The 25,344-nt window shown below is 65.3% G+C and carries 26 protein-coding genes and 1 pseudogene; 11 read left to right on the top strand and 16 right to left on the bottom strand.

The window, feature by feature from the left end; translation table 11 throughout:
• The first annotated feature begins 29 nt into the window (after positions 1-29).
• Positions 30-776 (top strand): rhomboid family intramembrane serine protease, encoded by a 747-nt coding sequence (locus BLR51_RS16155; RefSeq protein WP_089848888.1) that lies wholly within the window; start codon positions 30-32, stop codon positions 774-776.
• Positions 773-1,156: a GFA family protein gene (locus BLR51_RS16150; RefSeq protein WP_089848886.1), complete on the top strand. Its 384-nt coding sequence runs from the start codon at positions 773-775 to the stop codon at positions 1,154-1,156. Before BLR51_RS16155 ends, BLR51_RS16150 begins: the two co-directional genes overlap by 4 nt.
• A gap of 45 nt (positions 1,157-1,201) precedes the next feature.
• On the opposite strand, the gene BLR51_RS16145 is transcribed toward BLR51_RS16150, so the two are convergent.
• The 4 genes from BLR51_RS16145 to BLR51_RS16130 all read right to left on the bottom strand — a co-directional run bounded on the left by BLR51_RS16145 (position 1,202) and on the right by BLR51_RS16130 (position 4,263).
• Positions 1,202-1,993 (bottom strand): inositol monophosphatase family protein, encoded by a 792-nt coding sequence (locus tag BLR51_RS16145; RefSeq protein ID WP_089848884.1) that lies wholly within the window; start codon positions 1,991-1,993, stop codon positions 1,202-1,204.
• Between the two features lie 73 nt (positions 1,994-2,066).
• Complete coding sequence (locus BLR51_RS16140) at positions 2,067-2,396, bottom strand: hypothetical protein (protein WP_089848882.1); 330 nt, start codon at positions 2,394-2,396, stop codon at positions 2,067-2,069.
• A 242-nt stretch (positions 2,397-2,638) separates the two neighbouring features.
• Positions 2,639-3,043, bottom strand: coding sequence for a hypothetical protein (locus BLR51_RS16135; protein ID WP_089848880.1), 405 nt, complete (start codon positions 3,041-3,043; stop codon positions 2,639-2,641).
• Between the two features lie 17 nt (positions 3,044-3,060).
• A complete protein-coding gene (locus BLR51_RS16130) occupies positions 3,061-4,263 on the bottom strand; it encodes a pyridoxal phosphate-dependent aminotransferase (RefSeq protein WP_089848878.1) in 1,203 nt (400 codons plus the stop codon).
• A gap of 81 nt (positions 4,264-4,344) precedes the next feature.
• Here BLR51_RS16130 and BLR51_RS16125 point away from each other — a divergent pair, with 81 nt between their 5' ends.
• From BLR51_RS16125 to BLR51_RS16115, 3 genes are all read left to right on the top strand, one after another.
• Entirely contained in the window at positions 4,345-4,746 is a 402-nt protein-coding gene (locus BLR51_RS16125; protein ID WP_089848876.1) for a helix-turn-helix domain-containing protein, read from the top strand.
• A complete protein-coding gene (locus tag BLR51_RS16120; protein WP_089848874.1) occupies positions 4,743-5,003 on the top strand; it encodes a succinate dehydrogenase assembly factor 2 in 261 nt (86 codons plus the stop codon). The genes BLR51_RS16125 and BLR51_RS16120 overlap by 4 nt, the downstream gene beginning before the upstream one ends.
• A gap of 80 nt (positions 5,004-5,083) precedes the next feature.
• The gene (locus tag BLR51_RS16115) at positions 5,084-5,581 is read left to right on the top strand and encodes a MarR family winged helix-turn-helix transcriptional regulator (protein ID WP_089848872.1); all 498 of its coding nucleotides are present in this window, start codon (positions 5,084-5,086) and stop codon (positions 5,579-5,581) included.
• Positions 5,582-5,638: 57 nt separating this feature from the next.
• Here the strand turns inward: BLR51_RS16115 and BLR51_RS16110 are convergent, their stop codons facing one another.
• From BLR51_RS16110 to BLR51_RS16100, 3 genes are all read right to left on the bottom strand, one after another.
• Positions 5,639-6,073: a VOC family protein gene (locus BLR51_RS16110; RefSeq protein ID WP_089848870.1), complete on the bottom strand. Its 435-nt coding sequence runs from the start codon at positions 6,071-6,073 to the stop codon at positions 5,639-5,641.
• Between the two features lie 66 nt (positions 6,074-6,139).
• Positions 6,140-7,510: a hypothetical protein gene (locus BLR51_RS16105; RefSeq protein ID WP_089848868.1), complete on the bottom strand. Its 1,371-nt coding sequence runs from the start codon at positions 7,508-7,510 to the stop codon at positions 6,140-6,142.
• 9 nt (positions 7,511-7,519) lie between these two features.
• Positions 7,520-8,551 (bottom strand): hypothetical protein, encoded by a 1,032-nt coding sequence (locus BLR51_RS16100; RefSeq protein ID WP_165616851.1) that lies wholly within the window; start codon positions 8,549-8,551, stop codon positions 7,520-7,522.
• A 225-nt stretch (positions 8,552-8,776) separates the two neighbouring features.
• Between BLR51_RS16100 and thyX the strand changes: the two genes are divergently transcribed.
• On the top strand, positions 8,777-9,682 hold the full coding sequence (gene thyX, locus BLR51_RS16095) for an FAD-dependent thymidylate synthase (RefSeq protein ID WP_089848864.1): 906 nt from the start codon (positions 8,777-8,779) through the stop codon (positions 9,680-9,682).
• Between the two features lie 45 nt (positions 9,683-9,727).
• On the opposite strand, the gene BLR51_RS16090 is transcribed toward thyX, so the two are convergent.
• The gene (locus BLR51_RS16090; protein WP_089848863.1) at positions 9,728-14,422 is read right to left on the bottom strand and encodes a DUF3320 domain-containing protein; all 4,695 of its coding nucleotides are present in this window, start codon (positions 14,420-14,422) and stop codon (positions 9,728-9,730) included.
• A 453-nt stretch (positions 14,423-14,875) separates the two neighbouring features.
• Here BLR51_RS16090 and BLR51_RS16085 point away from each other — a divergent pair, with 453 nt between their 5' ends.
• Positions 14,876-15,550: an MFS transporter permease gene (locus tag BLR51_RS16085; RefSeq protein WP_089848861.1), complete on the top strand. Its 675-nt coding sequence runs from the start codon at positions 14,876-14,878 to the stop codon at positions 15,548-15,550.
• A 101-nt stretch (positions 15,551-15,651) separates the two neighbouring features.
• Here the strand turns inward: BLR51_RS16085 and BLR51_RS16080 are convergent, their stop codons facing one another.
• Together BLR51_RS16080 and BLR51_RS16075 are read right to left on the bottom strand one after the other, a co-directional pair.
• Positions 15,652-16,380, bottom strand: a complete 729-nt coding sequence (locus tag BLR51_RS16080; RefSeq protein ID WP_242656758.1) for a CPBP family intramembrane glutamic endopeptidase — start codon at positions 16,378-16,380, stop codon at positions 15,652-15,654.
• A gap of 220 nt (positions 16,381-16,600) precedes the next feature.
• Entirely contained in the window at positions 16,601-17,488 is an 888-nt protein-coding gene (locus tag BLR51_RS16075) for a LysR family transcriptional regulator (RefSeq protein WP_089848857.1), read from the bottom strand.
• Positions 17,489-17,576: 88 nt separating this feature from the next.
• On the opposite strand from BLR51_RS16075, the gene BLR51_RS16070 reads away from it, so the two are divergent.
• Positions 17,577-18,143, top strand: coding sequence for an NAD(P)H-dependent oxidoreductase (locus tag BLR51_RS16070; RefSeq protein ID WP_089848855.1), 567 nt, complete (start codon positions 17,577-17,579; stop codon positions 18,141-18,143).
• A 69-nt stretch (positions 18,144-18,212) separates the two neighbouring features.
• Here BLR51_RS16070 and BLR51_RS16065 read toward each other — a convergent pair whose 3' ends face one another.
• The gene (locus tag BLR51_RS16065) at positions 18,213-19,667 is read right to left on the bottom strand and encodes a fused MFS/spermidine synthase (protein WP_089848853.1); all 1,455 of its coding nucleotides are present in this window, start codon (positions 19,665-19,667) and stop codon (positions 18,213-18,215) included.
• A 632-nt stretch (positions 19,668-20,299) separates the two neighbouring features.
• Between BLR51_RS16065 and BLR51_RS16055 the strand changes: the two genes are divergently transcribed.
• Positions 20,300-20,767, top strand: coding sequence for a DUF411 domain-containing protein (locus BLR51_RS16055; protein ID WP_089848849.1), 468 nt, complete (start codon positions 20,300-20,302; stop codon positions 20,765-20,767).
• A 923-nt stretch (positions 20,768-21,690) separates the two neighbouring features.
• On the opposite strand, the gene BLR51_RS16050 is transcribed toward BLR51_RS16055, so the two are convergent.
• The 5 genes from BLR51_RS16050 to BLR51_RS28565 form a co-directional block, all read right to left on the bottom strand.
• On the bottom strand, positions 21,691-21,999 hold the full coding sequence (locus tag BLR51_RS16050; protein ID WP_242656760.1) for a transposase family protein: 309 nt from the start codon (positions 21,997-21,999) through the stop codon (positions 21,691-21,693).
• Positions 22,000-22,213: 214 nt separating this feature from the next.
• Positions 22,214-22,543, bottom strand: coding sequence for an IS66 family insertion sequence element accessory protein TnpB (gene tnpB / locus BLR51_RS16045; protein WP_242656759.1), 330 nt, complete (start codon positions 22,541-22,543; stop codon positions 22,214-22,216).
• On the bottom strand, positions 22,476-22,643 hold the full coding sequence (locus BLR51_RS27765; protein ID WP_165616849.1) for a hypothetical protein: 168 nt from the start codon (positions 22,641-22,643) through the stop codon (positions 22,476-22,478). The genes tnpB and BLR51_RS27765 overlap by 68 nt, the downstream gene beginning before the upstream one ends.
• Positions 22,644-22,928: 285 nt before the next feature.
• Positions 22,929-23,531 carry a hypothetical protein gene (locus BLR51_RS27450; protein WP_131821829.1) on the bottom strand — a complete coding sequence of 201 codons (603 nt, stop codon included), beginning with the start codon at positions 23,529-23,531 and terminating at the stop codon, positions 22,929-22,931.
• A gap of 103 nt (positions 23,532-23,634) precedes the next feature.
• Complete coding sequence (locus BLR51_RS28565) at positions 23,635-23,913, bottom strand: integrase core domain-containing protein (RefSeq protein ID WP_375342689.1); 279 nt, start codon at positions 23,911-23,913, stop codon at positions 23,635-23,637.
• A gap of 129 nt (positions 23,914-24,042) precedes the next feature.
• Here BLR51_RS28565 and BLR51_RS16035 point away from each other — a divergent pair.
• Positions 24,043-25,037, top strand: a pseudogene (locus tag BLR51_RS16035) (IS110 family RNA-guided transposase); the annotation flags it as partial.
• Positions 25,038-25,104: 67 nt separating this feature from the next.
• The coding region (locus BLR51_RS16030) for a transposase (RefSeq protein WP_242656757.1) at positions 25,105-25,344 on the top strand (240 nt) is incomplete at its 3' end.

Below are 25,344 nucleotides of genomic sequence, written 5' to 3'. Positions count from 1 at the left end.
GGGCGCGCGGGAAAGACCACACTCCGGGCATGTTTCCGATCCGCGACCACAACCCCTCGGGGCGCACGCCCTTTGTGACCTACGCGCTGATCCTCGCCAATGCGGGGATTTTCTTCAGCTATTGGTCGCTGTTCGACAGCCCGCGCGCGCTGGACGCGTTTTTCTGGGACTGGGCGATGATCCCCGCCAAGATTTCCGACGGCATGGGGTTTGCCGGGCTCGTCACCTCGATGTTCCTGCATGGCGGGCTCATGCATCTGGGCGGCAACATGCTGTTCCTGTTCATCTTCGGCGACAATATCGAAGATGCGCTCGGCCATCTGCGCTTCCTGGGCTTCTACCTTGCCACCGGGCTTGCCGCAGCCCTGGCGCAATATCTGATGGAGCCGGGATCGCCCATCCCCATGGTCGGCGCCTCGGGCGCCATCGCCGGGGTGATGGGGGCCTATCTGCTGATGTTTCCGCGCGCCCGGATCGACATTCTCATCATCCTTGTCATCATCTTCAAGATCCTGCCGATCCCGGCATGGCTGCTGCTGGCCGCATGGTTCGCGCTGCAGCTTTTTGGCGGGCTTGGCACCAGCGCTGCCGAAGGCGGCGTGGCCTACTGGGCGCATGCGGGCGGCTTCGTCGCGGGGCTGGCGCTGATCGCCCCGGTCTGGCTGGCGCGCGGCGGCCCGGCCTTCTGGCGCCGCACCCATGGCACCCCGCCCCACCCCGAGGCACGCTATATCCCCGCCCGCACCCGCATTCCCCGCACAGGACACCGCCGATGACCGATCCGCTGACCGCCACCTGCCATTGCGGCGCCGTTGAACTGCGCGTCACCCTGACCGACGGGCTTGCCACGGCGCGGCGCTGCGACTGTTCCTTCTGCCGCCGCCGCGGCGCCCCCGCCGTCACCGCCCCCATGGGCGGGGTGGAGGTGCTGCGCGGCGCCGAGCAGCTGACGCTCTACCAGTTCGGCACGATGACGGCGCAGCATCATTTCTGCGCGGTCTGCGGCATCTACATGTTCCACCGCCGCCGCTCCAACCCCAATGAATACGGGGTGAACATGGGCACGCTGGCGGGCGTGAACCCCGCCGAACACGAACCGATCCCGTGGTCGGACGGCGTCAACCACCCCTCCGACGCTCCCGGCCGCCAGACATGACAAAGGGCGCCCGAAGGCGCCCCCCATAGCGGTCGCAGGGCCGGATCAGGCCTCGCGGATCACCTTGGCGAAATGGTCGAACAGATGGCCATTGGCGCAGAGGATCGCGCCCGTCTCATAGGGATCCTGATCGTCGCGCACGCCTTCGACCAGCGCCCCGGCTTCCGAGGCGATCAGCGCCCCCGCCGCCAGATCCCAGATCTGCAGCTCGCGCTCCCAATAGCCGTCATAGCGGCCCGCCGCCACATAGGCGAGATCCAGCGAGGCCGCGCCCCAGCGCCGCACGCCTGCGCATTCCGGCATCAGCCGCGCCAGATCCTTCAGCGTGGCAGGCAGGGTGCGCTTGGCGGCAAAGGGCACGCCGGTGGCAAAGATCGCCTCGATCATCCGCGACCGCCCCGACACCCGCAGACGGCGGCTGTCGTTCAGCCACGCGCCAGAGCCCTTTTCGGCATAGAACATCTCGTCCTTGGCGGGGTCGAACACCACGCCCGCGACGATCTTGCCCTTGTGCTCCAGCGCCACGGAAATCGCCCAATGCGGCAGGCCGTGCAGGAAATTGGTGGTGCCGTCCAGCGGATCGACGATCCAGCGCCGGGTCGGATCCTCGCCCGCCTGCCCGCCGCCCTCTTCGCCAAGCCAGCCATAGGTCGGCCGCGCGCCCAGAAGTTCGTCCTTGAGGATTTTTTCCGCCGCGATGTCGGCGCGGCTGACAAAGTCACCCGCCCCCTTCATCGAGACCTGCAGGTTCTCGACCTCGCGGAAATCCTTGACCAGCGACCGGCCCGCCTTGCGCGCGGCCTTGATCATGATGTTGAGGTTGGCACTGCCCTGCATGCGGAAGATCCCCGAAATGGTTCAGGCCGCGCGTATACGCGGCCCGTCACCAAATGCCAAGGCCGTAAGGCGCTCAGCGCCAGATCACGCCCTTTTCGCCTTCGGGCGTCCACGGGCGCGGCAGCGGCGCGGCACGATGCAGGCGCGCCTTGCGCGGGCTGTGGGCCTGCGGATCGTAATAGGCGCCCGCCGTGGGAATGTCGCACCAGATCACCCCGCCCAGAATGACCGGCTGGCGCGGCGCCGGGCACAGGTTGGAAATCGGATAAGACTGGATCAGCGGCGGCTGGGTCGGATCGGGCGACGGCCCGACCCAGATGTCATTCACCACCTCGGCGCGGGCGGCAATGGACCCGGCAAGGCTCAGCGCCGCCACTGCGGCAATAAAGGTCAAAACACGCATGGAAATCCCTCAGCACCCGGAATGAAAGAACTGATCCGGAGCCTAGCAGCCCCCGGCACCAAGTCAAACTTTTGTCCCATTTCGCGCGCGCGCCGCAGGATGCGGAAACAGTCCCCGCAGATGACTGAAAAACCCGACCCAGGCGGAAACAGTCAGCCCTTCCAGCGGCCCCAAATATCCCGGGGGAGTCGCGCCTGCGCGACGGGGGCAGAGCCCCCGGCAGCCCCGCCGCCCGCGCCGCGTCAGGTCTCTGGCGGCCCGGTCCGGTCGGCCTTCTTGCGCACCAGCACGCTGCGCAGGTCATGCATGGCCAGCAGCAGCGCGTCGGTCACCTCGTCCAGCTGCTCGGGCGTGGCGCGGGTCTGCGCCCAATGCGCCGTCAGGTTCAGCTGTTCGACCGTGCGGTGCATCTCGTCCATCTCGCGCCGGGCCAGCAGCGCGCGCCGCGCCTCGATCCAGCGGGTGATCTCGGCCAGATCCTCCTCCGTCAGCGCCCGCGCGCCCTGCGGCCTGATCTCGCCCTTGCCCAGATGGACCGTGGCGATCTGCTCCATTTCGATGCGGCGCTGGCGGTTGGCGGTGTCGATGCGGAACACCGCCGCGCCATTCTCGCGGATGCGGAAATGATAGTCGGGCAGATCGCTCACCGGGCCGCCCCCTGTCGCTAGCGCAGCGTGGCGCAGAAGGCGGCGATGCGGGCGCAGGCCTCTTCCAGCACGGTGTCGGAGGTGGCGTAGGAAATGCGGAAATTCGGCGACAGGCCAAAGGCCGCGCCGAACACCACCGCAACCCCCGCCTCTTCCAGCAGGGCGGTGGCGAAATCTTCGTCACTGTCGATCCGCCGCCCTTCCGCCGTGGTTTTCCCCAGCAGCCCCGCGATGGAGGGATAGACGTAGAACGCCCCCTCCGGCACCGGGCAGGTGATCCCCGGCACCGCGTTCAGCGCCGCCACCACCAGATCGCGCCGCCGCTGGAACACCGCGCGCCACTCCGCCAGAAACGCCTGCGGGCCGTTCAGCGCCTCCACCGCCGCCCATTGGCTGATCGAACAGGGGTTGGTGGTGCTCTGCGACTGGATCTTGCGCATCGCGGCGATCAGCGGCTCCGGCCCGCCCGCATAGCCGATGCGCCAGCCGGTCATGGCATAGGCCTTGCTGACGCCGTTGCAGGTCAGGGTGCGGTCATAAAGCCCCGGCTCCACCTGCGCGGGCGTGCAGAATTCGAAACCGTCATAGGCCAGATGTTCATACATGTCGTCGCTCATCACCCAGACATGGGGATGGCGCATCAGCACGTCGGTCAGCGCCTTCAGCTCGGCGCGGCTGTAGCCCGCCCCGGTGGGGTTGGAGGGGGAGTTGAACAGGAACCACTTGGTGCGGGGCGTGATCGCCGCCTCCAGCATCTCGGGCGTGATGCGGTAGCCCAGCTCGGGCTTGCCTTCCACGATGACCGGCGTACCCTGCCCCAGCTTCACCATGTCGGGATAGCTGACCCAGTAGGGCGCGGGGATGATGACCTCGTCGCCGGGATTGAGCGTCGCCATGAAGGCGTTGTACAGCACCTGCTTGCCCCCGGTGGAGACGCTGATCTGCGCGGGCACATAACTCAGCCCGTTCTCGCGCGCGAACTTGGCGCAGATCGCCTGTTTCAGCTCGGCGATGCCGTCGGGCGCGGTGTAGCGGGTCTTGCCCGCCTCGATGGCGGCGATCCCCGCCGCACGGATATGCGCGGGCGTGTCGAAATCCGGCTCCCCCGCGCCCAGCCCGATCACGTCGCGCCCCTGCGCCTTCAGCTCCGCCGCCAGCTGCGTGACCGCCACGGTGGGCGAGGGTTTGACCCGGGCAAGGCTCTGCGAGAGAAAGGTCATGGCGCGCACCGTTTGAATTGCTGTGCCACCTGTCATAGGCTTGGCCCCGAGCCCGTTCAAGCCGCATCGAAGGAACCGCCGATGACTGACGCCACCGACTGGTATGGCCCCGAGTCCGCCACCTTCGGCGACCGGCTCGCCGCCGCCCGCGATGCGGCTGGCATGGATGCCGAAACGCTGGCCCGCCGTCTGGGCGTGCGGCTGAAGACGCTGCAGGACTGGGAAAACGACATCTCCGAACCGCGGGCGAACCGGCTGCAGATGCTGTCGGGGCTGCTGGACGTGCCGATGGCATGGCTGATCACCGGCGAAGGCGAAGGCCTGCCCTCGCCCGAGGCACATGAAGGCACCACGCCCGCAGACATCGCCGAGACGCTGCTTGAACTTCGGGCGCTGCGGGGCGACATCCGCATGGCGGGGGACCGGCTGGCACGGCTGGAAAAGCGCCTGCGCCAGCTGCTTCGGGAAAGGGCCGACACATGACAGAACCTCACGAGATCCGGCTGAAGCGGCTGACCATGCGGTCGATGCGCCGCGGCATCAAGGAAATGGACATCATCCTGATGCGCTACGCCGCCGCGCGCCTGTCCGAGATGAGCGCCGCCGATCTGGACCGCTACGAGGCGCTGCTGGAAGAGAACGATCAGGATCTCTATCAGTGGGTCTCGGGCCAGAGCCCCGCGCCAGAGACGTTCCGCCCGCTGGTGGAGGACATTTCCCGCACCTCCTGCGGCGGTTGAGGCTGTCCCGCGCAGCTTAACCCAATCTTGGCGTTTTTGCCCCAGAACTACCGCCTGACACGGATTTGGCGGAGACGGAAATGAGCATTCATGCCTCCTTGGGGAAAAAGCCGGCGCAGGGGTTTCTGACGGGGTATCTGGAAACCCTCGCCCTTGTGGAACGGCTGCATCGGCTCCTGCTCGATGTCATCAAGGACGAATTCGAACGGGTCGGGATCCTCGACATCAACGCGGTGCAGGCACTGCTGCTGTTCAACATCGGCGACAACGAGGTCACGGCGGGCGAGCTGAAATCGCGCGGCTACTATCAGGGCTCGAATGTCAGCTACAACCTCAAGAAACTGGTGGACATGGGCTACATGCATCACCAGCGCTGCGAGATCGACCGGCGGTCGGTGCGCGTGAAGCTGACCCAGCGCGGGCGCGACATCCGCGCGCTGGTCGATACGCTGTTCGAACGCCACGCCGAAGGGCTGGAGGCGCGCAAGGTCATCGATCTGGAAGGCATCGAGGATATCAACACCGCGCTGCGGCGGCTGGAACGGTTCTGGACCGACCAGATCCGCTACATCTACTGACCCCACCGGCGCGGGAACCGGACCCGAAGGCCCGGCGCCGTAATCTTGGCGGATGTCTTACCAGTGGCCGGTATTGGGCATGCTCGCCCAAGGTTCGGCGGGCTCTTTCGCGTCGCCCTGCTGCAGCAGTTCGATGGAGACGTTGTCGGGCGACCGGACAAAGGCCATGTGTCCGTCGCGCGGCGGGCGGTTGATGGTCACGCCCGCATCCATCAGCGTCTGGCACATCTCGTAGATGTCCGGCACGGTATAGGCCAGATGGCCAAAATGCCGCCCGTCCGAAGGCAGGCCCTCGTCCCCGTCCCAGTTATAGGTCAGTTCCACATCTGCGGTGCCGTCATCCTGTTCCGGCGGGCAGAGAAAGACCAGCGTGAACCGGCCCTTGTCGTTTTCGATCCGGCGACGCTCCTTGAGGCCCAGAAGCTTGTAAAACGCCATGGAGGCGTCCAGATCCTTCACGCGGACCATGGTATGAAGATAGCGGATCGGCATTGCGGGTCTCCTTGTGCTTCCCGTGCCCAACCTAGGCAGCGTCGCGCGCTTGTCGAGACCCAAGCGTCAGAAGGCCGACCGCAGCCCCAGCCGCAGCCCCAGTTCATCGGCATCATACTGGCCAAAATCGGATTCCACCCGCTGGCCGCTGACCGTGACCGTGGGCAGGAAGCCGTAATAATCAAGCTGCCGGATCTCGGCGGTGATCTCGGCACCAAAGCTGTGATCGGTGCGCTGCTCCCCCGCCACCGGCCCGCTGGAAAAATCCTTGCGCCCGGCGGTCAGGCCAAACTCGATGCCAAGCCCCAGCACCGGCTCGGCAAGACGCAGCCCGGCCGCAGCGCTCCACCCGGCATAATCGAGCGAGGCGGCATCGGACTGGCTGGCAAGCCGCGTCAGATCCAGCGTCAGGTCATGCCCCGCCCCCAGCGTCTGCCGCCAGCCCGCACCCGCCCGCCAGCTTGTGGCATCGGCGGTGGCCGTGCTTTCGGCCTCCTGCTGGCGCAGCCCCGCGCTCAGCTGCACCATGCGCCCCTGCCCCAGCGCAAAGCCCTGCACGGCGGTGCCGTCGACATAGCTGGTATAGGGATCGCCGCCATACCAAGTGCGCCCCGCCGCAAGCATCACCTGATAGGGCCGCTGCGGCGCGCCGGAGAGGCCGCGATGCGCCAGCCCCAGCTGGGCAAGGCCAAAGGCGAAATCCGACCCTTCCGCCCCCGGCGCCTTGTCCTTGGCGTCTTCGGACAGGGTGTAATCCGCCTGCGACAGGGTCAGCAGCAGATCGGTCTGGTGGCGCATGTCCGTCTCTTTCAGACGGTAGCGCAGGTTCAGGCCGCCCTTGACCTCGGTTCCCGACAGGGCGACGGCGCTGCCCTGAAGCTCGGCCTCGACCACGCCGAAGAATGGCAGCTCATAGGTGCCTGTGGTCTTCTTGGAGCCGTTGTTGATGTTCGACACTGGGGCGACCGAGAAGCTCAGGTTCACCCCCCACGGGTTGCGGGCGCGCACATAGTAGAAATCGCGCTCCGCCACCTTGCGCAGCGCCGGGCTTGGCGCCGCCTCGATCGCCTGCCGCAGCCGCAGCTGCCCGATCATGTGATGCCCCTGCGAGGCGGCCACCTGCGCGCTGACCAGTGCTGCGGCAAAGCGCTGTTCGTCGCCTTCGGCCAGCCTGCGCGCGGCGGCGGCCCCGGCGCGGGCCTCGTCAAATACGCTCAGATCGCGGGCCGACCGGGCGCGCAGCAGCTGCGCGTCAAAATCTTCCCCGTCCCGCGCCACCAGCGCCTGCGCATAGCTCAGCGCGACCTGCGGACGGCCCAGCTGCAGCGCGAGGGCGGCTTCGGCGCGCAGCTGCCCGGGCGACAGCGCGCGCTCCTGCGCGCCCCCGCCCGTGGCCAGCATCAGCCCCACAAGCGCCGCGAGAACAGCCCGCCGCATCACGCCGCCTCAGCGGGACACGAGGAAGCCGCCGGTTTCGCGCTGGGTCACCCCCGACACACCGGGCAGCTCCGACTCCACCACGATCACGCCGACCACTTCAGACGCCTTGTCGCCATCGGCGCCATCCGACAGGATCGCGTAGAAATTGCCGCTTTCGAACACTTCGCCCGCGGCGATGCTTTGCAGTTCACCCGTCATTTCGCCGTTGCTGTCAGCGACCCCCGGACCGACCTTGAACACCAGATCAGGCACGGCGGAGAGGTCGGTTTCATACTGTTCTTCCAGCGCGGTCAGATAGGTTTCCGTCACATCGGTGCCGTCCAGATCGTAATAGCGCCGGTTGGAGATCACCCCGCTGACGCCGGAACCGTCGTTGAAATCCTCGAAATCGATCGCCACGGTCGCATCGCCGGTGACATAATCAAGCCCGCCCGCCCCGGAATAATCCTTGAGCCCGGCATAGCTGCCGCGATAGATCGCCTGCCCCGTCTCGGGCAGGGTCACGCCGCCGTTGCGCTGATAGACAAAGCCGCCAAAGCCGTAATCCACATAGGCGCCGGTCCGCACGATGGCGAGCTCGGTCTGCCCCGACTGGCTGACCGCATAGATCGCCTTGTGGGTGAACTGGCCGATCGTCTCGTTCGTGACCGGATCAAGCACCGTGGCCGCGTTCTCGTAGACCGCAAACGGCCCAAGGCTGCCCACCTGATTGTCCCGACTGTAAGGCGCATTGCCGTCAAAGGCGAGGTTATCGACAAAAAACGTATCGTTTTCGCGATCATAGGCGGGCGAGCGGATCATCCCGGTGCCGGCCTCCTCGTCCTGCGGCTCGTAGCGCACGATGCGGCTGCTGGGGGTGGGGCTTTCGGTGCCCGGCGGAAGCCGCCCGTCGCTGTCGATGGGATCGGTGGTGCCGGTATCGGTCCCCGGATCGGTTCCGGTATCGGTGTCGTCGTCCGATCCGGACAGGGGATTGCCGTCGCCGCAGCCCGCAAGCAGGCCAAGGGCCAGAACGGCCACAAGAACACGATCCATCATTCTGCTGCCTCAAGCGTTTATAATTTGGTTTTGCCACGAGGCTCGCGGAGGATCACGGTTCTGTCAACGAGCGGCGTCAGACTGCGCTGGATCCGGTCCGGACTGTGTCTCGAATGCCCGCAGCCGGACGGTTTCCCAGCAGGCGGAACCCTTGAGCGGACGGTTTCCCAGAAGGCGGAGCCCATGTAGGAACGCCGCGAGTCTTCTGGTGGAAAAGGAATCGTCATGCCGCTTAGCCCCGAACAAGAAGCCGAGATCGCGGAGCAGCGCAGCACGGCCCGCCCGACCCTGCGCGCCACGTCGCCGGGGATGGAGGCGCATCTTTATACCGCGCATCCGGTGCTGGATCACGGCTTTGTCCGGGTGGTGGATTACATGGGCGACGATGCCGCCATCTGTCAGGCCGCCCGGGTCAGCTACGGGCGCGGCACCAAATCGGTGTCCAATGACGAGGGGCTGATCCGCTATCTGATGCGGCACTGGCATTCGACGCCCTTCGAGATGTGCGAGGTCAAATTCCACGTCAAGCTGCCGGTCTTCGTGGCGCGGCAGTGGATCCGCCACCGCACCGCCAATGTGAACGAATATTCCGCGCGGTATTCGATCCTTGACCGGGAATTCTATATCCCCGAGCCCGACCAGCTTGCGGCGCAGTCGGTCATCAACAATCAGGGCCGCGGCGCGGCGCTGTCGGGCGAGGAGGCGCAGCGCGTCCTGCGCTTTCTGCAGGATGACGCCTCGCGCGCCTATGACCATTATCAGGAGATGATCTCGACCGAGGGCCAGCAGGGTCTGGCGCGGGAACTGGCGCGGATGAACCTGCCCGCCAACATCTACACGCAATGGTACTGGAAGGTGGATCTGCACAACCTGCTGCATTTCCTGCGCCTGCGCGCCGATTCCCATGCGCAGTATGAAATCCGCGTCTATGCCGAAACCATGTGCCGCATCGTCGCCGACTGGGTGCCCTTCGCCTATGCCGCCTTCGAGGATTACCGTCTGGGCGGCGCCACCCTGTCCAAGACCGCGCTGGACTGCCTGCGGCGCATGCTGAAGGGCGAGGAGGTCACGCAGGAAAATTCCGGCATGTCCAAGGGCGAATGGCGCGAATTCCGCGCCACGTTGGACTGAGCCCCGCGCGCCCCCGCCCGAAAGCAGGGGCGCGCCACAGCACGATCAGCCGGACAGCGCGGCGGAGATCACCGCCGACAGGTCGCTGCCCACCCGCTGGAAGCCCAGCAGCCGGGCCACCGCGCGGATCATCTCGTCTTCGGAGACATCGCCGCTGTCCTGCCGGACGAGCCGCGCCGCCGCCGCGATTTCGACCGGCGGCAGATAGGCGGCCTTGAGCAGGCTCCCGGTTTCCTCGGAGCGGTCGCGCACCGGCGGATCGCCCGCCTGCGCCTCGGTCATCAGGAAATCGCCGTCGCGCAGCAGCTGAGGCTCCTGCCGCAGGGCGACCCCGATGGCATGGCCCGTCGCCTCGCTGATCCGGGATCCGACCCGCGCCCGCCCGAAGGCGGCGGAGATGCGGCGGGCGATCTCGTCCCGGTGCACCGGACCTTCCAGCGACACGATCTGCACCACCAGATCGGCAAGATGGGTCACCGGCGCCTCGTGCGGGTCCACCCCGGCGCGCACCACCAGATCGGCGCGGACATAGGCGGGCATCTTCGGCCCCGGTTCCGCCGCGGGACCGGCTGCGGGCGCCACCTCGGCGGGCAGGTCGGGAAGCTGCGGCATCGCTGCCTGATTGGCGCCCTGCACGCGGATGCCCTGTTCCATTGCCGCATGGGCGGCCAGCAGCGCCGCCTTCAGCCGCGCGATCTCCCGCGTGCGGTGGTGGAACCAGTCGGTGCTCCAGATCCGGTGAAAGCGCCAGCCGAGGTTTTCGAGGATGTCCTGCCGCAGCCGGTCGCGTTCCCGCGCCCAGAGGGCGCTGTGATAGGTCGCGCCGTCGCATTCCACCGCCACCAGATACTGACCGGGCCGGTCCTTGTGCCGCACGCCGATGTCGATGCGGAAGCCCGCGCTGCCGACCTGCGCATCCGCGACAAAGCCCAGATCCCGGATGACGCTGGCCACATCCTCCTCGAACGGGCTGTCAGGCTCCAGCCCGGTGGGGGTGCGGACATCCATGATCCCGGTCTTGGCGTAATCGAGGAAGCGCTTGAGCACGCGCGGCCCGTCGCGCCGGACGCGGGTGGGGTCGATGTCGCCCGGATCGAAGGAGGCAAAGACCTCGCAGCGCACCCGCGCGCGCGAGAACAGCACGTTGAGCCGCCGTTCCCCGCCTTCGCCATTGACCGGACCAAAGGACATGGAGGCGAGCCGCCCGTCCGGTTCCTGCGGACCATAGCCCACCGAAATCAGGATCACGTCGCGTTCGTCCCCCTGCACGTTTTCGATGTTCTTGACGAAGACATCCTCGGATTTGCCCTCGCGCAGGAAGGCATCCAGCACCGGATCGGCGCGGCGCTGCAGCTCCAGCACCTCGGTCAGCATGTCGGCCTGTGTCTTGGAAAAGGCCACCACGCCCAGCGACAGGTCGGGCCAGCGCCGCGCATGGTCGGCCATGGCGCGCACCACCTCCTCCGCCTCGATGCGGTTGGTGCCCTGCCGCCCGAGACCGCTGCCGCCGCGCGCATAGACCCCGGAGACGCGGCGGAACTTGAGCCCGTAATCCGGATCAAGCTGCAGCGGCGAGGGCGGCAGCACCAGCGAGTCATTGTAGAATTCGGCGTTGGACACCCGGATCAGCGAGGGATCGCGGGACCGGTAATGCCATTCCAGCATGCGCTGGCGCAGGCCCCGCGCCTCGCAGAGCGACAGGATGCTTTCCATGTCGGCGGCGGTGGCGCCCACGGGCAGATCCTCGTCTTCTTCCTCGCTCTCTTCGGCGTCATCCACCAGCCGGTCGAAGAACGATGTGGGCGGCAGCTGTTTCTGGTCGCCCACCACCACGATCTGCCGCGCGCGGGCGATCACCCCCAGCGCATCCTCGGGGCGGATCTGCGAGGCTTCGTCGATCACCAGAAGGTCGAAGGTCACGCTGCCCGGCGGCAGGAACTGCGCCACCGACAGCGGGCTCATCAGCATCACCGGCTTGATGCGCTGCACCATGCCGCCTGCCTTGCGCATCAGCCAGCGGACCGACTTGTGGCCCTTCTTGCGGCCGACCTCGCCCCGGATGATACCCATTTCGCCCACGGTGCCGCGCGGCATCTGGTCGAAATGGCGCGACAGGATCAGCGTCTTGGCGGTTTCGATGCGGTCCTTTTCCAGATCACGGAACAGGCTGACCAGATCGTGCCGGTCCAGCTGCGGCAGGCTGTTCAGATCGGGACGCGCGGCGCGGGCGGCGGTCCAGCGCGCCTCGGCGCAGGCATAGATGAATTCCTGCGCGGCGCGCGACGGTTCCACCTGACCGGAGGACACCGCATCGACCACATCCCCCGCCTCGGCGGCGACGACGCGGCGGATGGCCTGCGCCAGCCCGCCCCAGTCGCCATAGCGCGAGGGTGCGGCGGCCATCTGCGCGAAGGTCGCGTGCACATCGCCCAGCGCCGCCGCGTCAAGCTCGCGCCCCAGCCCCGCCTGCGCCAGATCCAGCCGCAGCCGTGCCACCGGGGCGGCGATCCGCTCGCGGCAGGCGGCGATGCGGCTGTCCAGCGCGTCAGCCTCGGCCTGCGGGTCGGGCAGCGCGTCCAGCGCCGCCAGAAGCTGCGCCGCAGTGCTGAAGATGCCGGCGCGGCGCAGATCGGCCAGCCAGCGCGCCACGGCCTGCGCTTCGGCAAAGGGCGTGCGCTCGCCCCGCCATGCGCCCGCCAGCGTGGCCTGCAGCCAGCTTTCTTCTTCGGCAAGGCGGCGGCGACGGGTCTGCACCTCCGCCAGTTCATCGACCAGCGCCAGCCGCTCGGCGGGCGGTTTGGGCAGCGGCCCCGACAGCAGCCCCGCCAGATCCGTCGAGGCCCGGCGATAGCCGCCAAAGATCCGCGACAGCAGGGAGGCCTGTCCACGCGCCAGCGCCATGCGCAGCGGCGCCACCTCCGCCGTCCATGCCGGGGCGGCAAAGCGTTTTTCTGCCGCGGCATGGGCCGCAGCCCAGTCCGCCCCCGCCGCCAGTGCCTCGTGCAGGCGCGGCTGGTCGGCGGCGTCAAACAGCACCGCGCTCCACTCTCCTGCGCCCTCAGGCTGCGCGGCCAGTGCCCGCAGCCCCGCCACCAGCGCCTGCAGGCCGGTCAGGCTCTGCGGCTCCGGCAGGTCCAGAGCCTGCGCGATCCGCGCCGCCTCGGGCCGCAGCGCGTCGATCTCTGCCAGCGCGGCGCGCAGATCCACCTCCAGCCGCGACAGGTCGGTGGGCTGCAGATCAAAGGCGGCGGTGCCCCGGAACGGGTGCTGCTCCGGCGCCCCCACCCGGTCCAGCGCCACGACAAAGCCCGCGATGGCCTCCTGCGCGCGGCGGCGCGCGGTCCGGTCCAGCTGCCCCAGCCCGGCAAGCGGGATGACGGGCGGCGGCGCGCCCTTGCCGATGCAGCCCACGATCTCGGAAATTGCCTGAAACGGCGTGTCGCCGGTGGGCGGCAGCGGCTCGTGCAGCAGCGCGGTGATGCGGTTCAGCTGGTCCCGGGTGGCGCGCAGGCGGGCGGGATCCGCCGCGTCCGGCAGCTTGTCGGTGCTGGCCATCAGCGTCCGGCCCAGTTCCTGTGCCAGCGCCTTTTTATTCGCGGTGCGCGAATGCAGTTCCAGACAGATGTCGCGCAGCCCCACGCGCACCAGCCGGTCATGCACCACCGAGAGTGCGGCCATCTTCTCGGCCACGAACAGCACCGACTTGCCGTCATGGGCTGCCGCCGCGATCAGGTTGGTGATGGTCTGCGACTTGCCGGTGCCGGGCGGGCCCTGCACCACAAGGCTGGCGCCGCGCCGCACCTCCTCGATCACCTTGGTCTGGGAGGCGTCGGCATCGATGACCTGAATGATCTCCGCCGGATCAAGCAGATCGTCCAGCCGGTCCTCAGCGCCAAAGACCGGCCTGTCCTCCTCGAACCCGTCAGCCAGCAGCCCGCGCAGCAGGCCGTTCTTGGCGAAAGCGTCGGCGGGCCATGTGGCGGGGTCCAGATCGCGATGCATCAGCAGCTTGGCGAAAGAGAAAAAGCCGATCTGCATGCCGTCGGCATCCACGGACCAGCCGGGCTGCGCCGCCACCGCCTCCTGCACCTGCGCCAGATACTGCGACGGCGTCCAGCCTTCGGTCTCGTCGATCTCGGGCAGCAGGATGCCGAAATCCTGCCGCAGCCGTTCCAAGAGCGGCAGGTTGGTCGAGATGTCATCCTCGCGCCCGGCAATGTCGAAGGTGGAGGTGCGGTCGTTGCGAAGCAGCTGCACCGGCATCAGCACCAGCGGCGATTCGCGCACGACCTCCGAGGACGGGCTTTCACGCCAGCGCAGGAACCCCATGGCAAGGTAAAGGATGTTGAGCCCCTGCTCTTCCTCCGCCGTGCGCGCATCGGAGGCCAGCCGCAGCAGGCGGCGGGCCAGCGCCTCCGGCCCCAGCGGCGTTTCCAGAAAGCCGTCGGTCAGCCGGTCAGATTCGGGCGGCAGATCGGGTTCAGGCAGGGCCAGCGCCATGTCTTCGCCCTCGCCCTCGCCGGTCCGGTCCTTGCCCATGGCCTTGAAGCGCATGCGCCTGCTGCTGCCGCGCAGAATCGCAAAAACCTCGTCAGCGCGCTCGTTGATGAGGGTCAGGCAGTTCGCCCGGGAATTGGCGCGGTTCACATGAACCAGCCGGTTGCGGGTTCCGGTATCAAGCAGCTTGCGACGGGCGGCCTCAAGGACTTTCGAAACGCTTTTTTCTTTATTTTCCAACATCACAGTCGTTCTGGTTGCATCCGGCCATTTGGGGGCGAAGCGCGGAGGAGTGTCAAGGCGGGGCGCCGGGAAAGCAGGTCGGACCAGCCCGCCGGTCCGGTCCGCCAAGGGCAGGCGCCCCTGCCCCGCTACAGGACAAATGCCCCGGCCAATAGCGGGCAGCGCCGCATCAGCCGGATATTTTGTCAGAAATTTTTTACCAATTGCATTGCCCCCCGCCCCTCCCTCCGTCCGACCCGGAGCCAGCAGGTGACAGCTGCCCGCCTGCGCGGCGGGAGCAGCAGGCAAGCAAGCCGCGTTTCGGTGTCGTGGCGCCAATGTCCGGCTGCAAAAAATGCTGCTGCTGTCATACACAGACGGTGGCGCGGATGCGATCCTTCACCGAAACCGACCGCACCATGGCGTCACTTGCGGCGTCGGGTTAGGATCATCCATCCCGGATACAGGCGCGCCATGGATTTCATGAACCTCCTCCGCTCGGCGGAACTGCTGCTTTACGAGGTGGTGTCCTGGCTGGTTTTTTACCCGTTGACCCTGTTGCGCTGCGTCCTCCGGCCAATGTCGATGATCGCCTATGCCGAGCAGGAGCTGAACCGCCCGCCCGAGGATCAGTTCGCTGACGCGCTAAGCCCGCCGATCTTCCTGTTCCTGACGCTGATGATCGCCCACATGATCCAGAGCGGCTTCATCCACAAAGAGGCGATTTTCGAAGGCGTGCTGGCGGACCAGCGCAATCTGCTGGTCCTGCGGGCGGTCGCCTTCAGCCTGTTCCCGCTGCTTCTGGGCATCCAGCATGTGCGGCTGTCCGGTCAGGATCTCAGCCGCAAGACGCTGCGACCGATGTTCTATGCGCAATGTTATGTCACGGTGCCTTTTGTGGTGACGCTGGATCTGGCCATCATGCTGGGCAGCGTTTCGGCGGACTGGTCGGGAATCGCGCTGACGGTGTTCGGGCTGGGGCTCTGCTGGTATGCCGTGGCGCTGACGCGCGGGTTCATGGTCCATCGCAACACCAGCCGTGCCAAAGCCATCGGTCAGGCGATGCTGGCGATCTCGCTGGGCGGGGCCAGCTTTCTTGCCATCCTTGCGCTGTCGCTTCTGACCGGGCCGATGACTGTCGGCGGCTGACGGGACCGGGGCTGGGCCCGCAGCACTATCAACCGCCCCGGCGCCGGACCCGCGTGCTCAGGCGGATGGCACTGCTGCGAGACAACGGCCATGGCGTTTGCTCACGCAGAGGTGCCGATGGGGGCGTGGCCCACGGCAAAGGCAAACAGGAAACCGGTCCAGTCATTCAGGACATGCGCCCCCGCCGAAACCCACAGATTGCGGGTGACGATGTAGGCCAGCGTCAGCAAGACACGCGCCGTGCCGATCCCGATCAGCGCCTGCGCCCAGTTCCAGTCATAGGTCGGCAGATGCGCCGCCCCGAAGAGAAGGGAGGAGATGACAAGCGCAAGCATGATCCCGACCCGCCGCGACAGATGCATCCGCGTGACGCAGACCCACAGCACGGCAAGGAAGGGCAGGATCCCCAGCAATTCCTCTCCGACCAGCTGCGGGAGGGTCGGGATAAGCCGTGCGACAAGCTCGGGGGCGGTCATGCTGCCCAAAGAAACGGCCACGGGATTATGGCTGAAGGTGACAAACTGCGACAGGATCAGCCCCATGGCCAGCGACCCGACCAGCGTCAGCGCGGCGAAGGCAACCATCTGGCCCAGCTGCCGCAGGCCGACAGGTCCAAAAAGCGCGGTCCAGTGAGGCCCGGCGACCCTGCGCAGCGCCAAGAGCGGGAGGATCACGAACAAAAGCGCCGGGATCAGGCTCTGCGGAAAGCCCTGCAGTGGCAGCAGGGCCAGAATGCCAAAGGCCAGCACAAGCGCGGCCATCAGCATCAGCCAGTGCCGCCCGTTCAGGTGAACCGGCAGACCGGCATAAAAGGGAAAGTCCGGTTTCATTGACCTCGGCCTTCTGTGCAGCATTCAGATCGGGCGGGGCTGGCCACCAGCCGCCCCTGTCCATCGCGGGGCTGGCGCAGGCAGGCGGCTGTATCGCCTGCCCGGTGCAGACCGCCTTTCGGAATGCGGATCATGGCGCAGTTTACGTGTTCGCTTGGCGCGCCACTATCCAGAATGCGACGGCTGCGTGTGAACCTGTCCGATCCGGGCCCGCGCCGCGTTATCTTAGCGCCGCCGCCAGCAGATCCGCGACATGCCGTAGGGCCCTGTCCTTTGCGCGGCGCTGATGCCACGCAAGGTGGAGGGTAAAGCCGGTGACCGGAATGGGGGTGGGCAAGGTGACAAGGTCGCGGGCCGTGGCCATCACCCGCGAGGGCAGCATGGCGATCATGTCCGAGCCGCGCAGCAAGTCGGGCACCATGCCAAAGCTCGGCACCACCAGCCCCACGCGGCGCGTCCGGCCAAGGCGGGCCAGCTCGGCATCCAGCGGGCTGCGCGCCTCGCCCCGGCCCGAAACGAGGATATGCGGCCAGGCCAGCCATTGGTCGAGACCGAAGTCCGGAATCGCCGGATGTCCGGGGCGCAGCGCAAGGACATACCGCTCGGCCAGCACTTCATCCCGCTGGAGGTCTGCGTCGTCATCGGCGAAGACCGAAATGGCAATGTCGGTGCTGCCGTCCATCAGCGCGGCCTTTGCGGCCCGGGCGCCGTGCCAGGGCTGGATCACCAGATCAAGGCCGGGGGCGGTGTCGGCCAGCGCCCGCTGCAGCGGGCCCGTCACGAACAGCGCCGGGTAATCCGCCATGGCAATCCGCAGGGTCTGGCGGATCCCGGCCAGCGGCAGCTCCGGCGGTTCGACCAGATCGGTCACGCCTGCCAGCAGCGATTTCAGCGGAGCGCGCAGGGACTCCGCCTTGGCCGTCAGCCGCATCGTGCCGCGCCCGCGCTCCAGCAGTTCATCGTGAAACAGATGGCGGCAGCGTTGCAGCGCGGCAGATGCGGCGGGCTGCGACAGGCCCAGTCGATCGGCGGCCCGGCTGACATGCGCCTCGTCCAGCAGCGCATCAAGGATCACCAGCAGGTTCAGGTCAAGCGAGCGCAAATTCATGGGAATGATAATAGATCAGATTTTTTATCGATTGGAGTAATTTCTTAGGAGCCCGCATCGTCGCGTCAGTCCAACACCGGAGATGACGATGACAAAGACCCTGATCCTGCTGTTCCATCCCGACCTGTCCCGGTCCAAGGCCAATGCCGCGATGGCCCGCGCCGCTGCCGCCCTGCCCGATGTGGAGGTGGTGGACATGACAGCCACCGCCCCGAACGGGCTTGATCTTTTCCGCGATGGCGAGGCCGAGGCCGCGCGGCTGCTGTCGGCCCGCCGGATCGTGCTGCAATTCCCGGTGCAATGGTATTCGACCCCGCCGCTTCTGAAGGCTTGGCAGGATGCCGTGCTGACGCGCATGTTCTACCTGAGTTACGAGACCGAAGGGCGCCGCGTGGAAGGCATGCCACTGATGATCGCGGCCACGGCGGGCAACACGCCCGACGCCTATCGTCACGGCGGGCGCAACCTCATGCCGGTTGCCGACCTGCTGGCGCCGCTGCGCGCCACGGCGCATCGCCGCGGGCTGGTCTGGGCTGATCCCTTTGTCCTTTACCGTGCCGACAAGCTGTCACCCGCAGAGACAGAGACCGCCGCGCAGGAGTATGCCGCGCATCTTGCCCGCTGGATCGCCACATCGCAGGGACAGGCGGCCTGACCCATGGAAAGGCCGATGACAGCGTGTGTCGGCCCTGTGGGCCTTTTCACGCCTTCCGAAGTTGTGGCGTCACCGGTGGCCGACCCATCCGCGGTCATCGGTAAAGGCCCGCGCATCCGAGATCCGCGCGGGGCTGTATCTGTCAGGCAAACTGTCCAGCGGGGCAAGCGGGAGGCGCGACGCCGCAAACAGGACATTGGTGCGACCGGTCGAGGTCCGGGCGCCGTGAACGACCTCCACATGCGGATAAAGCTCGCGCAGGATCGCATGGACACCCCGGGCAAGCGGGCCGTCGGGCCTGTCCAGAAGGTTCACGTAGACCGGACCTTCGACAATCTCCCGCAGGCGCGCGAAGGCCTCGCGCGTGACCAGATGCGCCGGAACCGAGCCGGAGGAGAATGCATCCATCACAGCGGCATCAAAGCGCTGCTCGGTTTCGTTCAGATAGACCCGCCCGTCGGCGTGAAAGATGCCAAGACGCCGGCCTGCTCCGTCTCCCTCGGCCGCGTCAAAGCCGGTCCGCGCGATCATCTCTGCCGCGCGCGGCATATGTGCACGCACCACCTTCGTCACCAGCGGATCAATCTCGACCGCCACCGCCTCTGCTAAGGGGCGCGACGCGAGCAGCTTCGTTGGCAGCGTGTAGCCGCCCCCACCGACGAACAGCACCGAAGGGTCTGGCCCAAGGTCGCGATCCATCCGCGCCCAGAACCATTCGGTGTAGCTGAGGGCCAGCCCGACCGTGCCATCATCGCTGGCCTCTCCGGGCGCGGTGCTTTCGGCGGCCTGCATGGTTCCGTCCGAGACAAGACGCACCTCCGGACCCTGCCGGTCGACGTGCAGGCAGGACAGGCCCGATTCGTACTGGCAGGCCGGGGTTCCGGCGAGGCCCGCAAAGACGACAAAGACCGCAGCCGCGATGGTCGTTCCGGGTGTCCCCGTCTGGCCGCCGCGCACGAAAGGCAGGCATAGCAGCACAGCCACCCCGCAGGCCGCAAACGTCGCCGTGGACCCGATCAATGGCAGCGTGACGAACCCGGCAAGGATGGCCCCGAAGATCGCCCCGACCGAACCAGCGGCCAGAACGAAGCCCAGCGAGGATCCCTCCCGGCCCGGACGCGCCTCGATCGCAAGCTTGGCGAGCAGGGGCGATGGCAGCGTGACACAGACCGAAGCCGGGAAGAAGACGAGGATCACGCTGAGCATCATCCCGTCGGTGCCGCGAACCCCCCAGGAATGGAGCAGGCCGAGCAGCGTGGGCGACACCGCCATAAGCACCGCCGTCGCGACAAGCGCACTGCGGACATTGCGCAAGGCGACGGCGCGAGGCCGCTCCGCCACGATCCCGCCAAGCGCGCTGCCAAGGGAAAAGCCGCCCAGCACCGTCGCGATCACGGTGGTCCAGGTCAGCAGGGAGGTGCCGAAAAACGGGGCGAGCACACGGCCCGCCGCGATCTCGTAGGTCAGCCCCACCGCCGAAAGGGCGAGGATGAGGGCAATGAGGACAGGGAACCGGATGGTCATCTCCTTGGTGGCTGCAGGGTGTCGGTGCTGAACAAAGCGAAGAAGTAGCGGTTCTTTGCAGGAAATCATGTCGTCGCTTACGGGAAAATCCGCCCCATCTGTCGCCAAGCGATTGAAGGCCGGGGAATCGGTCGTCCTCATCCTGTGTGCGCATATGCACGTTGTCGCCCAGAAAGACGACTGCCGCGCGGCGTCACGCCCTCTGGATCAGGCAGCCTGCGCTCTCAGGGGGTAGCCTGCACATCTGTCGGCTGATGGCCCATGAGCGGCACGCCCGCTCTTGCCCCGCACTGGGCCCGGGCACCGATGTGGCGCAGGAGACGGTCGATGCGGCGATCCTGCGTGACTCCGTCAGGGACGGGGCTGGCAGGATCCGCGCCTCGTGGGCGAGGATGGCGAACATCCGACAGAACATTGTGCTTGCGCATCGGCTGAGGGGTGTTTTTCTTGCGACACCAGTATTCGGCATTACCGCTCTCTGACCCGCGATTCTGGCAGAGAGCGGAGCCACCGCGCGTCTTGCGCTGAACGCCCTGCGGCTGCCATTCTTCCAGCCGTCCTGCAGGGGAGACGCAGCCTGCCCGACCAGAACCGCACCGGACCATCTGCCACGATCTGACAGGAGACCACCGATGACCATGACCCGACGCGCCCTGATGGCCTGCGCAGCAGGCTTCACCGCCACCTCCCCTTTTGCAGTTCTTGCGCAGGACCTGCCGTCGATCCATGTCTTCAAGGACCCGAACTGCGGCTGCTGCACGGCCTGGATTGACATCCTCCAGAGAGACGGCTTCGCTGTCACGACCGAGCCCAGCTTCGGCACGCTCCTGATGACGTACAAGCTCGAGAACGGCATTCCGGCGGACATGATCTCCTGCCACACGGGCAAGATCGCAGGCTATATGGTCGAAGGGCACGTGCCTCCGGCGGACATCCGCAGGCTGCTGGCCGAGCGTCCCGACGCGATCGGTCTTGCGGTGCCGGCAATGCCCTACGGCTCCCCCGGCATGGGCCCAGAAGACGCCCGCGAAGCGTACAATGTCTTCCTGATCCGCAGAGACGGCAGCACAGAGGTCTTCTCCCGCTACGACGCCGCCTGACCTGCCCCAAGGATTCGACCGGCATGCGGGGGAACCGGGGCGCCTGATTCCGGTATGTGCTCCGCAGCGGATGTTCTAGGGTGAACTGTGGCAAGCTCTTGATGCCCGGCAGGCGCGCCGATCTTGAAAGGATGCCGAGCGGCCGGTGGAGCCAGCGGGGTTCGAAGGCTCCGTGGTCCGGGCCGGGGCAATCGGGATGCTATAGCGGCGCTGCGCAAAAGCCGGCGGGTAACACCTTCAGCGGCCCGTTCCTTGCAACTGGCTTTATGAAAAAAAGTTTTCCTGTTCAAGGAGCGCCTTCAGTCTGCTTGTGCGCATTCTGAGGTGTATCCAATCCCTTTCTCAAAGCTTTTCTCTTTGGCCAGATACCTCGCGAACGCCAAACGGCGTTGCCACGCCTCGAACCGTCCAAATCGCTCAGCAGAAAACCGCAATTCACCCCGAGGAAGGTAAGAGAGGTTGGCTGATTCAATGCGGTTCTCCGGACAACCTTTTGGTCCGCCAAGGCCAATAAATCCAATGAAACATACCGACTACTGACCGGGAAGTCGACCTTAGGACAGCAAAAAATTTGTTTCGGTCGGTATTCCCGTATTGCTCGGAGCCGACGTTGTGCAAGCCGCTGATCAGAGCGGGGACAGTAATATCCGACAACACAAGAAAGTACTTCCCACCTGACGGAATAAAAGCTTCGGACTGACAAGACAGAAAGGATTTCTCCAGGAGCAGAGTGTATAGATCGTCTCGTCCGGCAGGCTGGCAAAAGTTGCCACCGCGCGGGAGAAAAACATCGTCCGCCAATGCCAACCGGGGATGACTGCCATTGTGCGCAGGTGATCTCGGTTCCGGCGTCCATCGCATCGGCGCGCTCGGCGGGGGCGCTGAGCTGATGCCGATCACTCGTGGCGCACTGGCCAGCGGTCTCATCGCGGTGCGGACACTGCGCAGGAAGGTGTCTTTGGTGACTGGCAGGAGCAGTCGTGAAGCCAGGGCCTGAGCTGGCCGCCCACCGAGGGCGACACCGAGATGACGGGCCAAGTCTTGCAGACGCCCCGTCCGCCGTCCGTAAGGCTGACAATCGCAGGCGTGAGCCGCTCCGCTAAGATCCGTGCCCGGCATGAGACCGACCGGCACCGAAAGCGCCGAGCATACAGAACAATACTGACTTGCCGCCCATGCGCCGGCAGATCCGTAAGACGACGCCGGTAGTGGCTATGAACGCGCCGAGACATCTCGCCGCAGCTTGGGCAGGCGGCGGCGCTGCCGACCGGACGCGCATGGATCAGTACCCTGCCGTCAACCAGCTCGACCCGTTCCGCCTTCAACCCTCCGGGCAGGAACGCTCGTAGCTCCGTTCCAGATGCCATCCGCAACCTCCCCCGAAGATTGCCGAAATGTAGCGTTTCAAGGATTCAGCTGAACCAAATACGCCTCAGATCCAAAATTTCACGCCTGTTCACACCTTGACTTTGCGCCAGTCGAGACCGGCAAACTGCGCCTCGGACTGCGCCGGTTCAACGTCATCACGCCGTCCCGAACCACCGGCCAGGTGAAGGTGGTCTCCTCTAGCCGCTTGTAGGCCATTACCAACCCGCTCCCGTCCCAGAACGGGATCTTCAGCCTGTCAGCGCGCTTCGCCCGGAACAAAAACACGGTGCCGGTGAAAGGGTCTTCCTTCAGCACCGATGCAACCTGCGCGGCAAGCCCGTCATGGCCCTTCCTGAAGTCGACCGGCTGTGTCGCCACCAGGATAGGGACCGTGTGGGACGGTATCATCACTAGGACGCCCGAGCGCATGCACGATCTCGGCAATCCGCGCCGCCGGGGTCTCGGCGGCGAGCTCGATCATCACGTCACCGAAGATCAGCGCACGCATCCGGTATTTCCTGTGGAACCAGGCCTGACGCGGCGGCCCAAATAATAAATGGAAGCATGGCAATAATCGCCCACCGCTGTGGAACGTCCAAGAATATCATGCCGGCGAGAGCCGTCATCCCGAAGGGCAAAGCCAGTCGCAATGCCACACACAAAGCCGACGCGTGACTCATTAGCTGCTCAATAACCGAGCCCTTTTGTGACTTCTTGACTTTACGCATATTGCATTTCAGTCATTTTTTCCTGATGAACCTGATGCGACAAAAGTATATGGTAAAGTAGGATATTAAATTTTTAGTTGCGAGATTTCTCCCCGCAATTCCTTGGCAGCTCCTGTAATCCTGTCCAATAACCAACTGTCGATACATTCGAACCTATCTGTTACCTTGGGCTCAGCATCAAAATACCCGCCAATGACTTCACCAGATTTTGTCAAAATATCGTGGAGAATATCTGTTCTCCCTCCAAATCTTCTATGACTCCCGCCAATTATCAGACCGCTTTCTGGGCTGTGCGCCGGAAGTGCAAATCCACCATGATTAGAAAAATCCAAAGCCACACAATTGAAGTCGTACCCACTAAACCCGTTTCGGTGAAACAGAACACCGGGAACGCTGAACTTGTCTGCAAGTAGCCTCATTCCGTTTGTTTGCCTGTAAAACTCTCTGACAATGTCGATATTTGCATCTCGTGTGAACTGTCTAATGTATTCTATTTCATCGACCTCGGTTGCGAAATTAAATGCGTTTAGAAAATTTGGGCGCCTTTTAATACCCGGGTTTTCTAGACTGACCCAGCCAATATTGCAGAGTACGACTTCCGCCGGGAAAAATTCGTTTAGCTTCCCTTGAACGAAGGTGTCGATTTTACTGGCTACATACTTCATCATCAACAATCCACTGTTGCACATGCTGCGGGGCTGGCACCGAAGAAACCGTTAGCGCCAAACACTGGGTCAAATTGGTGTATCGACCCAGCGGAATCTGCTCAGGTTAAGCTGCCAATCTGAATGCCTCGGCTGGCGTGCGCATGGCAAGCGCCTGATGAGGTCGGCGGTTGTTATAGAAGCCGATCCAGTCTCCGATGACCCGCGCAGCATGCTGGATGCTCTCGAAGCGGTGACGGTGAACGCATCGCTCCTTGAGCGTCCGGTAACGCGCTCGACCATGCCGTTTTGCTGGGGACAGTGAGGCGTGATGAACTCCTGCTTCAAGCCGTAACTTCGGACCAGCGCCGTGAAGTGGCGGCTGGTGAAGACCAGATCGTAGCATGTTGGGAATGACGCGCTGTTGAAGGATAAGGCCGCCTGCGCAGCTCCCAAAATTGCGCAGCAGGCGACCGTAACCGGGCCTCGGTTCTCTATGGTGGTTTTGCGAACCACACCACAGAGGAGACCGGCCATGGCCAAGGTTGAGCATACTTCGGATGCCCGTGTTCTGGTAGGCATCGACATTTCCAAGCACCGGCACGAGGTGCTGATGGCCCTCCCGGGCAAGACGCGTCGCCGGCGCCTGACGATCACCAACAGCGCTGATGACTTCATGCGGCTGATCGGAATCTTGCGGGAATATGGCTTGCCGTCCGGATCGGTTTTGGGGCCACAGGCAACTATCACCTCGTCGTCGCCGGGTTCGACCTGAAGCTGGTGTCTTCGGTCGCTTTGGCCCGGACACGGGAGGCGCTGCACAACAGCTGGGACAAAAACGATCCGAAAGATGCCCGAGTCATCTTGCATATGCTGCAGATCGGCGCGGTGCAGATATTCCAGGACCCGATGGTGGCCGGCACGAACGACATTCAGGAATTGTCCAAGACCCATGATGCCGTGTCGCGGTCCAAGACCAAGCTGTGGCATCGCATCCTGACCCATTACCTGCCGCTCTATGTTCCGGAAGCCGACCGTTTCCACCGCAGTTCGCGGACGGATTGGTTTCTGGCGTGCCTCGAGATGTTCCCCTCTCCGCACAGGATCAGCGCCATGACCAAGGAGGAGTCCACCAAGGCTGCTTGGGAGGTGGTCGGGCGCAAGATCGAGAAGTCTCTCCTGTTGTCAGATATTTACGAGACGGCAAAGGTATCTACCGGGCTGCCCGTATCGCCAGATTCAGACGCCATCCGAATGGTCCGCATGATGCAGGCCGAAGGGCGAAGCCTGATCCGCCAACGCAATGTCATCGAAGATCGGGCGGTCGAATTGCTGGCCGAGCGCCATGACTATCAACTGCTGCGCACCATTCCCGGCATCGGGCCGATCAACGCTCTGACGATCCTGGCCGAGACCGGGGACCTGCGGCGGTTCCATCATCAGCGGCAGTTTCTGAAGTTCTGCGGCATGGATCTGGCCACCGTCCAGTCCGGCATGTTTCGCGGTCGAAGCAAGATATCCAAATATGGCACCATGAGCTGCTGCCGGTTTCGTGGACACGAAGATAAGATCGTGACCCATGAACTGGAGAGTGGATATGACGAGACGGAAGTTCAGCCGCGAGTTCAAGATCGAGGCCGTGAGGCTGGTGACGGATCGGGGTGTGGCCGTGGCGCAGGCCGCCCGTGACCTCGATGTGGCGGAGAGCGTGTTGCGCCGCTGGATGCGGGAGCTGACCGCAACCCCTGCTGTTGCCTTTCCCGGGAACGGGCAGTTGCGCGCTGATCTGGCCGAGATTTCATCCTTGAAGAAAGAGGTCGCCCGGCTCAGGGCGGAG

This window comes from Salipiger marinus, assembly GCF_900100085.1.
In the GTDB taxonomy this organism is placed as follows: Bacteria; Pseudomonadota; Alphaproteobacteria; order Rhodobacterales; family Rhodobacteraceae; genus Salipiger; species Salipiger marinus.
This window is presented reverse-complemented; position numbering and strand designations above follow the sequence as displayed.

What these genes read in the sequence shown, in the direction of transcription:
- BLR51_RS16155 (WP_089848888.1), top strand. Translation starts at nt 30, where the DNA reads ATGTTTCCGATCCGCGACCACAACCCCTCGGGGCGCACGCCCTTTGTG.
- BLR51_RS16150 (WP_089848886.1), top strand. Translation starts at nt 773, where the DNA reads ATGACCGATCCGCTGACCGCCACCTGCCATTGCGGCGCCGTTGAACTG.
- BLR51_RS16145 (WP_089848884.1), bottom strand. Translation starts at nt 1,993, where the DNA reads ATGCAGGGCAGTGCCAACCTCAACATCATGATCAAGGCCGCGCGCAAG.
- BLR51_RS16140 (WP_089848882.1), bottom strand. Translation starts at nt 2,396, where the DNA reads ATGCGTGTTTTGACCTTTATTGCCGCAGTGGCGGCGCTGAGCCTTGCC.
- BLR51_RS16130 (WP_089848878.1), bottom strand. Translation starts at nt 4,263, where the DNA reads ATGACCTTTCTCTCGCAGAGCCTTGCCCGGGTCAAACCCTCGCCCACC.
- BLR51_RS16125 (WP_089848876.1), top strand. Translation starts at nt 4,345, where the DNA reads ATGACTGACGCCACCGACTGGTATGGCCCCGAGTCCGCCACCTTCGGC.
- BLR51_RS16120 (WP_089848874.1), top strand. Translation starts at nt 4,743, where the DNA reads ATGACAGAACCTCACGAGATCCGGCTGAAGCGGCTGACCATGCGGTCG.
- BLR51_RS16115 (WP_089848872.1), top strand. Translation starts at nt 5,084, where the DNA reads ATGAGCATTCATGCCTCCTTGGGGAAAAAGCCGGCGCAGGGGTTTCTG.
- BLR51_RS16110 (WP_089848870.1), bottom strand. Translation starts at nt 6,073, where the DNA reads ATGCCGATCCGCTATCTTCATACCATGGTCCGCGTGAAGGATCTGGAC.
- BLR51_RS16105 (WP_089848868.1), bottom strand. Translation starts at nt 7,510, where the DNA reads ATGCGGCGGGCTGTTCTCGCGGCGCTTGTGGGGCTGATGCTGGCCACG.
- BLR51_RS16100 (WP_165616851.1), bottom strand. Translation starts at nt 8,551, where the DNA reads ATGATGGATCGTGTTCTTGTGGCCGTTCTGGCCCTTGGCCTGCTTGCG.
- thyX (WP_089848864.1), top strand. Translation starts at nt 8,777, where the DNA reads ATGCCGCTTAGCCCCGAACAAGAAGCCGAGATCGCGGAGCAGCGCAGC.
- BLR51_RS16090 (WP_089848863.1), bottom strand. Translation starts at nt 14,422, where the DNA reads ATGTTGGAAAATAAAGAAAAAAGCGTTTCGAAAGTCCTTGAGGCCGCC.
- BLR51_RS16085 (WP_089848861.1), top strand. Translation starts at nt 14,876, where the DNA reads ATGGATTTCATGAACCTCCTCCGCTCGGCGGAACTGCTGCTTTACGAG.
- BLR51_RS16080 (WP_242656758.1), bottom strand. Translation starts at nt 16,380, where the DNA reads ATGAAACCGGACTTTCCCTTTTATGCCGGTCTGCCGGTTCACCTGAAC.
- BLR51_RS16075 (WP_089848857.1), bottom strand. Translation starts at nt 17,488, where the DNA reads ATGAATTTGCGCTCGCTTGACCTGAACCTGCTGGTGATCCTTGATGCG.
- BLR51_RS16070 (WP_089848855.1), top strand. Translation starts at nt 17,577, where the DNA reads ATGACAAAGACCCTGATCCTGCTGTTCCATCCCGACCTGTCCCGGTCC.
- BLR51_RS16065 (WP_089848853.1), bottom strand. Translation starts at nt 19,667, where the DNA reads ATGACCATCCGGTTCCCTGTCCTCATTGCCCTCATCCTCGCCCTTTCG.
- BLR51_RS16055 (WP_089848849.1), top strand. Translation starts at nt 20,300, where the DNA reads ATGACCATGACCCGACGCGCCCTGATGGCCTGCGCAGCAGGCTTCACC.
- BLR51_RS16050 (WP_242656760.1), bottom strand. Translation starts at nt 21,999, where the DNA reads ATGTCTCGGCGCGTTCATAGCCACTACCGGCGTCGTCTTACGGATCTG.
- tnpB (WP_242656759.1), bottom strand. Translation starts at nt 22,543, where the DNA reads ATGATACCGTCCCACACGGTCCCTATCCTGGTGGCGACACAGCCGGTC.
- BLR51_RS27765 (WP_165616849.1), bottom strand. Translation starts at nt 22,643, where the DNA reads ATGCGTGCGCTGATCTTCGGTGACGTGATGATCGAGCTCGCCGCCGAG.
- BLR51_RS27450 (WP_131821829.1), bottom strand. Translation starts at nt 23,531, where the DNA reads ATGATGAAGTATGTAGCCAGTAAAATCGACACCTTCGTTCAAGGGAAG.
- BLR51_RS28565 (WP_375342689.1), bottom strand. Translation starts at nt 23,913, where the DNA reads ATGCTACGATCTGGTCTTCACCAGCCGCCACTTCACGGCGCTGGTCCG.